The sequence below is a fragment of the Prauserella aidingensis genome, assembly GCF_024171865.1.
In the GTDB taxonomy this organism is placed as follows: Bacteria; Actinomycetota; Actinomycetes; order Mycobacteriales; family Pseudonocardiaceae; genus Prauserella; species Prauserella aidingensis.
Genome location: NZ_JAMTCN010000046.1, coordinates 1 through 14,408, shown reverse-complemented (window position 1 = coordinate 14,408; position 14,408 = coordinate 1). Strand labels below are relative to the sequence as shown.

Genomic DNA, 14,408 nt, shown 5'->3' with positions numbered 1-14,408 from the left:
GTTCGGCACGTTCGTGGAGTGTTCGCCGCATCCGGTGCTGACGATGACCCTGCCCGACGACGTCGTCGCGGTGGGTTCGCTGCGGCGTGACGAGGGCGGACTCGACCGGCTGCTGCTGTCCTTGGCCGAGGCGGTCGTCGCCGGTGTGGAACCGGACTGGAACGCCGTCGTTCCCGGCGGTCACCGTGTCGACCTGCCGACATACCCCTTCCAGCACGAGCGCTACTGGATCGACGCGCCACGCGGGACGAGTATCCCGGGCCGGCATCCGGTCCTCGCCGCCACCGTCGACCTCGCCCAGGGCGACGGACTCGTGCTGACCGGCCGGATCGGCGTCGGATCCCACCCGTGGACGGCCGACCACACCCTCCAGGGACGCGTCGTCGTGCCCGGCACCGGCATGCTCGAACTCGCACTCCACGCCGCCGACGAGGCCGGCTGCGCCGAGGTCGAGGAACTGTTGCTCACCACGCCGCTGATCCTTCCCAGCCACGGCGAGCTCGACATCCAGGTCACCGTGGCCGACCCGGACGACGACGGGCGCCGGGCACTGTCCGTCCACTCCCGACAGGCGGGCTCGCACGCGCCCTGGACCGAACACGCGACGGGTGTCCTCACGCCGGACGGAGCCGACGCGCCTGCCACCGACCCCGTGTGGCCGCCACCGGACGCCGAACCGATCCCCGTCGAAGCCGACACGGTCTACGCCGCGTTCGCCGACGCCGGATTCCGTTACGGTCCCGCCTTCCGCGGACTGCGCGCCGCTTGGCGGCGCGGCGGCGAACTGTTCGCCGAGATCGCGCTCCCCGACGGGGCGGTCGGAGATGCGGACGGGTTCGCCGTGCATCCGGCGCTGCTCGACGCCGGACTGCACGTCGCGCTCCTCGACGCGCTCGACGGCCCCGGCGGGGGACTGCCGTTCGCCTGGCGCGGCGCCGCGCTGCACGCCACGGACCCCCGCAGTCTGCGCGTCACGCTGCGTCCCGCCGGCCACGACACGGTGTCGCTGCACTTCGCCGACACCACGGGCGCTCCCGTGCTCACCGTGGCGTCACTGGTGTCACGCACCATGACGGCCCGTTCCCTCGAGGCGGCGCCCGAATCGCTCTACCTGCCGACCTGGATCCCCGCGGAGGCCGGAACGCGCGCGGGGACCGCAACGCATGCCGACGACACCGTGGTCGTCCGTCCCACCGGTGCGACGACTCCGCGGGACGCCGTCGTCGACGTGATCGAACGGCTGCGGGCCGCGCTCGCCGACGGCGCCGCGCGCGTCGCCGTCGTCACCACTCGCGCCGTCGCGGCCCGCGACGGCGAGGACGTGCTCGACCTCGTCCACGCCCCGATACCGGGACTCGTCCGGTCGGTCCAGGCCGAACAACCGGGCCGCGTCGTGCTCATCGACTCCGACACCGACGTCGACACCGACACCGCGGCGCACGCGAGCGATCCCGTACTGGCGGCCGCACTCGCCACCGGCGAGCCGCTGGTCGCCGTCCGTGACGGCGAGGTGCTCGTTCCGCGGCTCGACCGGGTCACCGCGAGCGCGTCCCTCGTGCCGCCCGGTCCGATGTGGCGGGTCGAGGCGAACGGACCGGGCACGATCGACGCGCTGGAGGCCGTCGACCACGCCGGCGACGACACCGAGCCCGGGCCGGGCCAGGTGCGGATCGCCGTGCGCGCCGCCGGTCTGAACTTCCGCGACGTCATGATCGCGCTGGGCATGTACCCGGAGCGGGCCGAGCTCGGCGGTGAGGGCGCGGGCGTGGTGACCGCGGTCGGCGACGGTGTCACCGGCTTCGCACCCGGCGACCGCGTACTGGGCATGTTCACCGGCGGTTTCGGCAGTCACGCCTTCGCCGACGCCCGCATGCTCGCGCCGATCCCCGAGGGCTGGACGTTCGCCGAGGCGGCCGGGGTGCCGGTCGTGTTCCTCACCGCCTACTACGGGCTGCGCGACGTGGCGGGGCTCGAAGCGGGGGAGTCGGTTCTCGTGCACTCGGCCGCCGGAGGGGTCGGGATGGCCGCGGTGCAGCTCGCGCGGCACTGGGGCGCCACCGTGCTGGGCACGGCGGGCCCCGCGAAGTGGGAGGCGGTGCGGGCACTCGGCGTGGACCGCCTCGCGTCGTCACGGGACCTCGGCTTCGCCGAGGAGTTCGCCGCGGACGGCCCCGTGGACGTGGTGCTGAACTCCCTCGCCGGGGAGTTCGTCGACGCCTCGGCGAGTCTGCTGCGGCGAGGCGGGCGCTTCGTGGAGATGGGCAAGACCGACGTCCGCGACGGCCTCCCGGACGTCACCTACCGGGCCTTCGATCTGCTCGCCGACGCGGGTCCCGACCGGATCGGTGAGATGTTGCGCGAGGTCCTCGACCTGTTCGCGGCGGGCGCGCTGAGGCACCTGCCTCGGCGGACGTTCGACACGCGGCGGGCACGTGAGGCCTTCCGGTTCGTCGGCAACGCCCGGCACACCGGCAAGGTCGTGCTGACCAATCCGGCTCCGCTCGATCCCGACGGCACCGTCCTGATCACCGGCGGCACCGGAACGCTCGGCGCGCTGATCGCCCGGCACCTGGTCCACGCCCACGGAATGCGGCGTCTCGTGCTGGCGGCCCGTTCCGCGGAGAAGGCGACCGAGCTCGCCGACGAGCTGCGTTCCGCGGGCGCCCACGTCCACCTCGCCGCGTGCGACGTGACCGACAGGGCCGACCTGACCGCGTTGCTCGACGACGTCCCTTCGCAGCATCCGCTCACGGCCGTGATCCACGCCGCGGGCGCACTCGACGACGGCACGCTCGACTCGCTCACATCCGAACGCGTCGACGCCGTGCTGCCCGTCAAGGTCGATGCGGCGACCGCGCTCCACGAACTGACCCGGGACGCCGACCTGGCCGCGTTCGTCCTGTTCTCCGCCGCGGGCGCCACGCTCGGCAGTCCGGGGCAGGGCAATTACGCTGCGGCCAACGCCTACCTCGACGCGCTCGCCGTGCACCGTCGCGTGCAGGGCTTGCCCGCGGTGTCGCTGGCGTGGGGACTGTGGGACGAGGCCAGCGGCCTCACCGCGCACGTCGACCGCGCACGGCTGGGCAGAGGTGGCGTGCATCCACTGTCCACAGCGGAGGCTGTGGGTCTGTTCGACTCCGCACTGCGCGTCGACGAACCCGTCGTGGTCCCCGTCGGCCTCGACCTGACCCCGCGAGAGACCGTGCCGGCGATCCTGCGCGGCCTGGTCCGCACGACGGCGGGCCGGCGCGGCGCGGCCACGGCGGCGGAGTCGGCGTCGACGGCGCAGCGACTCGCGGCGGCGGCGCCGCAGCAGCGGCACCGCCTGGTGCTCGACATCGTGTGCGACCACGTCGCCGCGGTGCTCGGCTTCACTCATCGTTCCGCGGTCGACGAGGACCGGCCGTTCAAGGACGTCGGGTTCGACTCGCTCACCGCGGTCGAACTGCGCAACCGGCTGAGCGCGGCCACGGGCCTGACACTGCCCGCGACGCTCGTGTTCGACCACCCCACGCCGACCGAGCTCGCCGGACATCTCACCACCGAGTTGGGTCCGGCCACTCCCGCCACACCCACCGGGGACGTGCTGGCCCGTCTCGACGGTATGGGGGCGGAACTCGACGACGCCGCGGCCACGGCGGATCCGGGTACGGGTGACGTCGTCGCGGCCCGGCTGCGGGAACTGCTCGACCGCTGGACCGCCGCCACCGGAGCGGCCGGCGGCGTTCCCGGCGAACCCGGTGAGGACCCGGGACGAGCGCTCGCCGACGTCGCCGACGAGGACATCTTCGATTTCATCGACCAGCGCTTCGGCGGGTCGGACAGTGTGTGAGGGGTTGCTATGACCGACGGACCGACGGCCGACCGGGGTGCGGCCGGCCAGCAGAAGAAGCTGACCGACTACCTCCGCCGGGTCACCGCGGAACTGGAGGAGACGGACGGAAAACTGCGTGCCCACCAGGCGCGTGAGTCCGAACCGATCGCGGTGGTGTCGGCCGCGTGCCGCTACCCCGGGGGTGTCCGTTCGCCCGAGGACCTGTGGCGCCTGGTGGCCGAGGGTAGGGACGCGATCGAGCCGTTCCCCGACGACCGCGGCTGGCCCGCCGATCTCCACCACCCCGACCCCGATCGGCCCGGTACGTCGTACGCCCGGCACGGCGGGTTCCTCGCCGGTGCGGCCGACTTCGATCCCGCCCTGTTCGGCATCTCGCCCCGCGAGGCGCTCGCCATGGATCCGCAGCAGCGGCAGTTGCTGGAGGTCACGTGGGAACTGTTCGAACGGGCAGGCACGGACCCGTCGGGGTTGCGCGGCCACGACGTCGGTGTCCTGGTCGGCGCCGCGTACTCGGGTTACGGCTCGGCCGCCGACGACATCCCCGAGGGAGTCGAGGGCCACCTGCTCACCGGCAACGCCGGGAGCGTCGTCTCGGGGCGTATCGCGTACGCGTTCGGTCTCGAAGGCCCCGCGTTGACCGTCGACACGGCCTGCTCCTCGTCACTGGTCGCGATCCACCTCGCCGTCAACGCGCTGCGGCGCGGCGACTGCTCGTCGGTGGTGGCGGGCGGCGCCACGATCATGCCGACCCCCGAGGTGTTCACGGCCTTCTCCCGGCAGCGCGGGCTCGCACCCGACGGGCGGTGCAAGCCGTTCGCCGAGGCGGCCGACGGCACCGGCATGGGGGAGGGCGTCGGCCTCGTGCTGCTGGAGCGGCTGTCGGTGGCGCGCCGCGCCGGTCATCGCGTGCTCGGTCTGATCCGCGGCACCGCCGTCAACTCCGACGGCGCGTCCAACGGGCTGACCGCGCCGAACGGGCCGTCCCAACGTCGGGTGATCCAGAAGGCGCTGGCCACGGCGAGACTGCGGCCCTGCGACGTCGACCTCGTCGAGGCGCACGGCACGGGCACCGTCCTCGGCGATCCCATCGAGGCACAGGCGTTGCTGGCCACGTACGGGCAGGACCGCGACACGCCTTTGCACCTCGGTTCCGTCAAGTCCAACATCGGCCACACACAGGCAGCCGCGGGCGTCGCGGGAGTCATCAAGGTTCTCGGCGCGCTGCAGCACGCCGTGCTGCCCCGGAGCCTGCACCTCGACGAACCGTCGACCCACGTCGACTGGACCGAGGGCGACATCGACCTGCTCACCGAGTCCCGCCCGTGGCCGGTGCAGGACCGGCCACGGCGTGCGGCGGTGTCGTCGTTCGGGATCAGCGGGACGAACGCGCACGCCGTGCTCGAACAGGCACCGGAGACCGACGAGGCGGACACGACGGGACCGGACGCGGGCGAGCCGGAGCGTGAGGCGGTGCCGGGGGTGCTCGCCTGGCCGGTGTCGGGACGCACGCCCGCGGCGCTTCGGGAACAGGCGTCACGCCTCGCGGCGTGGCTGCGGGCGAGGCCGCACGAGCCGCAGGACGTGGCCAGGACACTCGTCGACGCGCGGGCGTGCCTGGCGTCCCGCGACGTCGCCGTCGGACGGACCGTCGAGGAACTGCTGGCGGACCTGGACACGATCGCAGGGCGCCCCGGCGCCGCGGACACCCCGGCGCGAGGGCGCACGGCATTCGTCTTCACCGGCCAGGGCAGCCAACGGGCCGGTATGGGCCGCGAACTCGCCGTGGCGTTCCCCGTGTTCGCCGAGGCGTGGGGCGAGGTGCTGGGCCTGTTCCCCACCGACATCCGCACCGCGGTCGTCAGCGGTGGCAGGCTGGACGAGACCCAGTACGCCCAGCCCGCGATCTTCGCGTTCGAGGTCGCGTTGGTGCGGCTCCTCGAGTCGTGGGGCGTCGTGCCGGACGTCGTGATCGGTCATTCGGTGGGGGAGATCGCCGCGGCGTGGGCCGCCGGGGTGTTCACGCTGGAGGACGCGGCCGCGCTCGTGGTGGCACGTGGCGCGCTGATGGGGTCGGTACGTGCCCGCGGGGCGATGGCGGCCATCGACGCGGCGGAGTCCGACGTCGCGCTTCCCCGTGGGGTGGAGATCGCGGCCGTCAACACCGCCGACTCGGTCGTCGTGTCCGGCGACGCCGACGCCGTGACCGCGCTCGTGGCCGAGTACCGGGCGCGTGGGGTGAGGATCTCGCAGCTCGCCGTCAGCCACGCGTTCCACTCCGCCCACATGGATGAGGTGCTGCCTGCGCTCGTCGACGTCGTCGACGCGCTCACACCGTCCCCTCCGGCGATCGACTTCGTCGGCGTCGCGAGTGGGAAGGCACCCGACGAGCCCGGCTACTGGCTGGACAACCTGCGTCGCCCGGTGCGGTTCGCCGACGGCGTGGACCGGCTCGACGCCGCGCACATCATCGAGGTCGGACCCGACGCCGCACTCACTCCGGTGGTCGAGGGCTGTGTGCCCGCGCAGCTACGGGACCGTGACGAGGCCGTGACGGCCGTGCGCGCGCTCGGCGCAGTGCACGGCGGCGGCAGGCGTGTCGACTGGAGCTCGTTCACCCGGGGCGGCCGTGTCGTCGACCTGCCCACCTACGCGTTCCAGCACGAACGGTACTGGCTCGACGCGGGCGTCGTCGGGGGCGCAGGCGGAGGCGACGGCAGCCCCGACTGGCTGTACCAGGTCACCTGGCAGCGGATCACCCCCGAGCCCGCCGAGCTGCCGTCCGACTGGGCACCCCACAGCCCCGCCACACCCGCGGAGGCCTTGTCCCTGCTGCAGCACGCCGACCGTCCACTGTGGTTCGTGCTGCCCGACGACGGCGAGCACACGGAGGCCATCGCCGCGCTCGGCCGTACGGCCGCACTCGAGATCCCCGAACGGTGGGGCGGACTCGTGCGGGTGACCGGCGAGGCGTCCGAACTGGGCGCCGCGGTGGCCACTGGTGAGCCGGAGGTGAGGGTCGGCGATGACGGCGTGTTCGCACGCAGGCTCGTCCGGGCCTCGGGACGGGGCAGTTGGTGTCCACACGGGACAGTTTTGATCACCGGAACGGGTGGACTGGCCGTCGAAGTCGCACGGTGGGCCACGGCTCGGGGTGCCGAGCGAGTCGTGCTGGTCAGCAGGCGCGGTCCGGACGCTCCGGGAGCCGCCGAGCCGGCCGCGGAACCGGGGATCGAGGTGCGCGCCGCCGACGCGACCGACCGTGGGGCCATGGCCGCGCTGGTCGCCGAGATCCGGCCGACGGCCGTGATCCACACGGCGGGCGTGCTGGACGACGGCGTTCTCGACGGTCTCACCCCCGAGCGGCTGGAGGCGGTCACCGTTCCCAAGCGCGACGCCGCGTCGGTGCTGGTCGAGGTCGCCGGTGACGTCGAGGCGTTGGTCGTCTTCTCGTCGGCCGCGGCCACGTTCGGCGCCGCAGGCCAGGCCAACTACGCCGCAGCCAACGCCGAACTGGACGAGTTCGCGCGCCGCGCCCGCGCCGAGGGCGTCCCGGTGACGTCCCTGGCGTGGGGACCGTGGGCAGGGGCGGGCATGGCCGTCGACACCGGCGCCGCCGACCGCGTCGCGCGCGGAGGATTCGCACCCATGGACCCCGGCCGCGCACTGGCGGCCCTCTCGACGGCCGTCGGCACCGGGCTGCCCGCCGTCACGATCGCCGACATCGACTGGGACGTCCTGGGCGCGCGCGGCACCCCGCTGTTCGCCACGATCCCCGAGGCACGGCGTGCCGCCGCCCCCGCGCCGGAGGCGGTGACCGACGAGGCATCCGCGCTGCGCCTGGTTCGGGAGACGGCCGCGACCGTGCTCGGCCACGACGGGGCCGCCTCCGTTCCTCCCGGCACTGCGTTCCGCGACCTGGGGTTCGACTCGCTCACCGCCGTCGAGTTCCGCAACCTCCTCGCCCCCGCGGTCGGGCGCACACTCCAGACCACGGTGGTCTTCGACCATCCCACGCCCGCCGACCTGGCGCGTTTCCTCGCGGGTGAAACCGGTCCGGAGAGCCGGACCAGGGACACCTCCGACGATCCGATCGCCGTCGTGGGCATGGCGTGCCGGCTGCCGGGCGGTGTCGATTCCCCCGAGCACCTGTGGGAACTGTTGGTCGACGAGGGTGACGCCGTCGCCCCGTTCCCGCGGGACCGCGGCTGGGACCTCGCCGCACTGTTCCACGACGATCCCGACCGGTCCGGCACCACCTACGTCCGCGAGGGCGGCTTCCTCGCCGACGCCACGGGCTTCGACGCCGACCTCTTCGGCATCTCGCCGCGCGAGGCGCTCGCGATGGATCCGCAACAGCGCGTGCTGCTGGAGACCACGTGGGAGGCGCTGGAACGTGCCGGACTCGACCCCTGCGGCATGCGTGGCAGCTCGACCGGCGTGTTCGTCGGCACCAACGGGCAGGACTACCTGTCGCTCGTCACCGACTCCGCCGATCCCGTCGACGGCCACATCGCCACCGGCAACGCGGCCAGCGTCGTGTCCGGCCGCCTCTCGTACGCCTTCGGCCTCACCGGGCCGTCCCTCACCGTCGACACCGCCTGCTCGTCGTCGCTCGTGGCACTGCACCTGGCCGCCCAGGCCCTGCGCAGCGGCGAGTGCGACGTCGCGCTCGCAGGCGGCGCGACCGTCATGTCCACCCCCGGTGCCTACGTCGAGTTCGCGCGGCAGCGCGGACTGGCCCCGGACGGCAGGTGCAAACCCTTCGCGGCGGCCGCCGACGGCACGGGATGGGGAGAGGGAGCAGGCGTGCTGGTCGTGCAGCGGCTGTCCGACGCGCGCCGGCTCGGCCGTCCGGTCCTGGCCGTGCTGCGCGGCACGGCCGTCAACTCCGATGGCGCCTCCAACGGACTCACCGCCCCCAACGGTCCCGCACAGCACCGTGTCATTCGCAGCGCTCTGGATGCCGCGGGGCTGACCGGGTCCGATGTGGACCTAATCGAGGCGCACGGCACCGGAACGGCACTGGGCGACCCGATCGAGGCGCAGGCCCTGCTGGCCACCTACGGCGCGGATCGTAGCGACCCGCTGTACCTCGGCTCGGTCAAGTCCAATCTCGGCCACACGCAGGCCGCGGCCGGGGTGACCGGGGTGATCAAGACCGTCCTGGCGATGCGGCACGGCTTCATGCCCGCGTCACTGCACGTCGACGAGCCGACCCCGCACGTCGACTGGAGCGAGGGCGCCCTCGAGGTGCTCGCGGGCGGACGGCCGTGGCCGGAGGTGGACCGGCCCCGTCGCGCGGCGGTGTCGTCGTTCGGCGTGAGCGGCACCAACGCCCACGTCGTGCTCGAGGAGGGGCCTGCCGTCGAACCGACCGAGTCCCGTGAACCGGCGGCCGTGGTCTGGCCGCTGAGCGCCGGGTCGGAGTCCGCGCTGATTGCACAGGCGGCGCGACTGCACACCGCGTTGGCGGACGGTTTCTCGCCGGTGGACGTGGCCGCAACGCTCGCCGGACGTGCCTCCCTGCCGCACCGGGCCGCCGTCGTCGGTGGCACCGCCGAGCAGCTGCTCACCGGCGTGGCGGCGCTGAGCCGCGGCGAAGCGTCCCCACTCGTGGCCTGCGGCGACTCCGCCGACGATCCGGGTCGGCTGGTGTTGGTGTTTCCGGGTCAGGGTTCGCAGTGGGTCGGGATGGCGCGCGAGCTGGCTGCGGAGTCGCCGGTGTTCGCCGGGCGTCTGGCGGAGTGTGAGGCGGCTCTCGAGGGGGTTGTGGAGTGGTCGTTGTCGGATGTTCTGGCTGACGTCGAGTTGCTTGAGCGTGTGGATGTGGTGCAGCCGGCGTTGTGGGCTGTGATGGTGTCGTTGGCGGAGGTGTGGCGGTCGTGGGGTGTGGAGCCTGCCGCGGTGGTGGGGCATTCGCAGGGTGAGATTGCTGCTGCGGTGGTGGCGGGGGTTCTGTCTCTTGAGGACGGGGCCAGGGTTGTTGCTCTGCGTTCTCGGGCGTTGCGGCGTTTGGCCGGTGGCGGCGGGATGGTGTCGGTCGCTGCGGGTGTGGAGGACGTTCGCGCGCGCATCTCCGGGTGGGGTGATCGGTTGTCGGTGGCGGTGGTGAATGGCCCGTCGGCGGTGGTCGTCTCGGGTGAGCAGGAGGCGTTGGACGAGCTGATTGCCTCCTGTGAGGCCGATGACGTTCGGGCGAAGCGGGTTCCGGTGGATTACGCCTCTCATTCGTCGCAGGTGGACGATCTGCGCGAGGAACTCCTGGATGTGTTGGCGCCGGTGGTGCAGCGGGCCGGTGAGGTTCCGGTGTACTCGACGGTGACGGGGCGGGTCGAGGACGGCTCGGCGATGGGCGCGGAGTACTGGTTCGACAATCTGCGCAACCCGGTCGAATTCGCCGGCGCGGTGGAACGGTTGAGGGCTGATGGGTTCGGCACGTTCGTGGAGTGTTCGCCGCATCCGGTGCTGACGATGGCCCTGCCCGACGACGTCGTGGCCGTGGGCTCGCTGCGGCGCGACGAGGGCGGACTGCGACGGCTGATGCTCTCCCTGGGCGAGGCCGTGGTCCGCGGCGTGACGCCCGACTGGAACGCCGTCGCCCCCGGTCGCCTCGTCGCCCTGCCCACCTACCCGTTCCAGCACGAGCGGTTCTGGCCGACGCCCGCCGCCCGTCCCGCCTCGCTTCCCGCCGAGGACGCGGAGTTCTGGGCCGCCGTGGCGGACGGGGATCGCGACGCGCTCGCCACGACACTCGGGGTGGACGCCGACGCGACGCTCGACGACGTCCTGCCCGCCCTCGCCGCCTGGCGCGACCGCGGCACCACCCGCGACACGCTGGACGGCTGGCGTTACCGCATCACCTGGGAACAGCTGCCCGAGACCTCGGCGACGCTCCGCGGCCACTGGCTGATCGTCGTGCCCGACGGTGTCGAGGACGACTGGAGCGAGCCACTGGCCCGCGCCCTCACCGCCCGTGGCGCCACCGTGACGTGCACCGTCGTGGCCGCCGACAGCGACGCCACCGTACTCGCCGAGACGTGCCCGCGGGCAGGCCACGCAGGGAACGACGAGTGGGAGGGGGTCGTGTCCCTGCTGGCTCTCGACACCCGCCCGCTGCCGGCCACCCCCGAGGTCAGCGCCGCCCTCATGGCCACGAGCGCACTGCTCTCGGCCTGCGACACGGCACCGTTGTGGTGCGTGACCCGGGGCGGCGTCGCTGTCGGAGCCGGCGACGCGCCCTACGATCTCGCAGCCGCCCAGGTGTGGGGTCTGGGCCGGGTCGCGGCCCTCGAACACCCGCGCCGCTGGGGAGGGCTGGTGGACCTCCCCGCGACCGCCACGGACCGCGCCGCCGAACGGCTCGCCTGCGTCCTCGCCGCAGCCGACGAGGACCAGGTCGCGGTGCGCTCGTCGGGGGTCCACGCTCGCAGGCTGGTGCGCGCCCCGGTGAGCGCCGCGCCCGCCGCCGGGCAGTGGGAACCCGAGGGCCGCATCCTCGTCACCGGGGGCACCGGAGCGGTCGGCGGGCACGTCGCCCGCTGGCTCGTGTCCCGCGGGGCCGACAGCCTCCTGCTCGTCAGCAGGCAGGGCGAGGCCGCACCGGGCGCCGGTGCGCTCGCCGACGAGTTGCGGGCGTCCGGCGTCGAGGTGACCGTCGCGGCCTGCGACACCGCCGACCGCGGCGCTCTCGCCGCGCTGCTCGACCGGTGTCCCGTCACCGCCGTGTTCCACACCGCGGGTGTGCTCGACGACGGCATGCTCGACGCGCTCACCCCCGAGAGCGCCGCCACGGTGCTGCGCCCGAAGACGACCGGCACGCAGAACCTGCACGACCTCGCGGGCGAGGTGTCGGCGTTCGTGCTGTTCTCCTCACTCGCGTCCACCACCGGTGGCGCGGGGCAGGGCAACTACGCGGCCGCGAACGCACACCTGGACGCGTTCGCGGAGCGCCGCCGCGCCGCCGGGCTGCCCGCGACGTCCGTGGCGTGGGGCGCATGGGGCGGTGGCGGACTGGCCGAACAGGGGGAGGCCAGGACCCGGAGGATGGACCAGGGCGGGCTCACCCCCATGCCGCCGGAGCTGGCCGTGGCCGCGCTGGAACAGGCACTCGACCACGACGACACGGTGGTCACCGTCGCCGACATCGACTGGGCCCGGTTCACGGCCGGGTTCGCCGCGACCCGTACCAGCCCGCTGCTCGCCACCATCCCCGACGCCTCGGTCCCCGAACCGGCCGAACGAGCCGCCCAGGGCGGTCTCCGCGGCCGCCTCGCGGGGCTCGCGCCGCGCGAGGCGGAGGAGGTGGTGCTGGCCGAGGTGCGCGATCAGGTCGCCGCCGTGCTCGGCCGGACCGGCGCAGGAGAACTGCCCGCGGCCACACCCCTGAAGGATCTCGGCTTCGACTCGCTGACCGCCGTCGACCTGCGCAACCGGCTCGCCGCCGCGTCCGGACTGGACCTGCCCGCGACGTTGGTGTTCGACCACCCCACCGCACAGGCGATCGCCGACCTGCTGACCGGACACCTGGTCGACGGAGCCGATCCCGCCGAGACAGCCCTGCGCGACCTGGAAGGCCTGGAAACGGCGTTGTCGGCCGACACGCTCGACGCCACCACCCGGACCCGGGTGCTCACCCGGCTGCGCGCCCTGCTGGACGATCCCGACGACGGCGAGAGCGGCGAGGGCACAGACCTGGACGACACCACCGACGAGGAGATGTTCGACCTCCTCGGCACCAAATTCGGCATTTCCTGACACCGCCCAGGGAAGAGAAAGGGACCCCGCAGATGTCCGATCCCGGGCAGAGCACCGAGGACAAGCTCCGTCACTACCTCAAGCGCGCCACCGCGGAGCTCGAGGCCACGCACGAGAAGCTGCGCGCCGCCGAGGAACGGGCGGGCGAGCCGGTCGCGATCGTCGGCATGGCGTGTCGGTTCCCGGGCGGTGTGACCGGTCCCGAGCAACTGTGGGAGCTGGTCTCCGAGGGGCGGGACGCCACGGGCGACCTCCCCACCGACCGCGGCTGGGACATCGACGCGCTCTACGATCCCGACGGCGAGCGGGCAGGCACGTTCTACGCGGCGCGCGGCAGTTTCCTCGACGGTGCCGCCGAGTTCGACGCGGGCTTCTTCGGGATCTCGCCGCGTGAGGCCGTTGCCATGGACCCGCAGCAACGCCTGCTGCTGGAGACCTCGTGGGAGGCGATCGAGGCGGCGGGGCTCGATCCCGTGGCGTTGCGCGGGACCGACACGGGCGTGTTCGTCGGCACGAACGGCCAGGACTACACGAGCCTCGTCGTGGAGGCGGGCGACGCGGTCGACGGGCACCTGCTCACCGGCAACGCCGCCAGCGTGATCTCCGGTCGGGTGGCCTACACCCTCGGACTCGAAGGCCCGACCGTGTCCGTCGACACCGCGTGTTCGGCCTCGCTGGTGTCGTTGCACCTGGCGGTACAGGCGCTGCGGGCGGGGGAGTGCTCGCTGGCGCTCACGGGCGGCGCCACGGTCATGGCCACGCCCGCGCTGTTCGTCGAGTTCTCCCGGCAGAAGGGGATGTCCGCCGACGGACGGTGCCGCGCGTTCGCGGACGGGGCCGACGGAACGGGCTGGGGTGAGGGCTGCGGCATGCTGCTGCTGGAACGCCTGTCCGATGCCCGGCGCCACGGTCACCGGGTGCTCGCCGTGGTGCGTGGATCGGCGACCAACCAGGACGGTGCGTCGAACGGCCTCACCGCGCCGAACGGGCCCGCGCAGCAGCGCGTTGTGCTGAAGGCGCTCGACAACGCCCGCCTCGCACCGTCCGACGTGGACGCCGTCGAGGCGCACGGAACCGGCACCACGCTGGGTGACCCGATCGAGGCGCAGGCGCTGCTGGCCACCTACGGCCAGGACCGTGAGATCCCGCTGCAGCTCGGCGCGATCAAGTCCAACATCGGCCACACCCAGGCGGCCGCGGGCGTCGCCGGAGTCATCAAGATGGTCATGGCGCTCCGCCACGGCGTGCTGCCCAGGACACTGCACGTCGACGAGCCCACCAGCCGGGTCGACTGGTCCGCCGGTGCCGTGGAGCTGCTGACCGAGGCGCGCGCGTGGCCCGACACCGACCGGCCGCACCGGGCCGGCGTGTCGGCCTTCGGGGTGAGCGGCACGAATGCACACGTCGTGCTGGAGCAGGCCCCCGACGAAGAAGCCGCCGAACCCACGCCGCCCGAAGGTGTCGTGGCGTGGCCCGTGTCCGCGCGCTCGCAGGACGCCCTCCGCGGGCAGGCCTCGGCACTGCTGGCGGGCCTGCCCGACGAGGCCTCGCCCGCCGACGTCGCGGTGTCGCTGGCTGCGCGGTCCGAGTTCGAGGAGCGCGCCGTCGTCGTGGGCGACACCTCCCGGGAACTGTGCGACGGGCTGACCCGCCTCGTCGCCGGCGAGCCCTCGGCACACGATTCGGCGGCACTCGGGCCCGCGGTTCTCCGGGGGACGGCCACCTCGGGTCGTACGGCGTTCGTGTTTACGGGTCAGGGCAGTCAGCGTGTGGGTATGGGCCGGCAGTTGGCGTCGGTGTTTCCGGTGTTTGCGGAGGC

At 73.4% G+C, this 14,408-nt stretch carries 2 protein-coding genes and 1 pseudogene; all 3 read left to right on the top strand.

The window, feature by feature from the left end; all coding sequences use genetic code 11:
- Positions 1 to 3,832: SDR family NAD(P)-dependent oxidoreductase (locus tag LY13_RS24675; RefSeq protein ID WP_253830963.1), on the top strand; the 3,832-nt coding region annotated here is incomplete at its 5' end.
- A 54-nt stretch (positions 3,833 to 3,886) separates the two neighbouring features.
- Positions 3,887 to 12,589 (top strand): annotated as a pseudogene (locus LY13_RS24670) (type I polyketide synthase); the annotation flags it as partial.
- 32 nt (positions 12,590 to 12,621) lie between these two features.
- On the top strand, positions 12,622 to 14,408 hold a 1,787-nt coding region (locus LY13_RS24665; RefSeq protein WP_253830961.1), incomplete at its 3' end, for a type I polyketide synthase.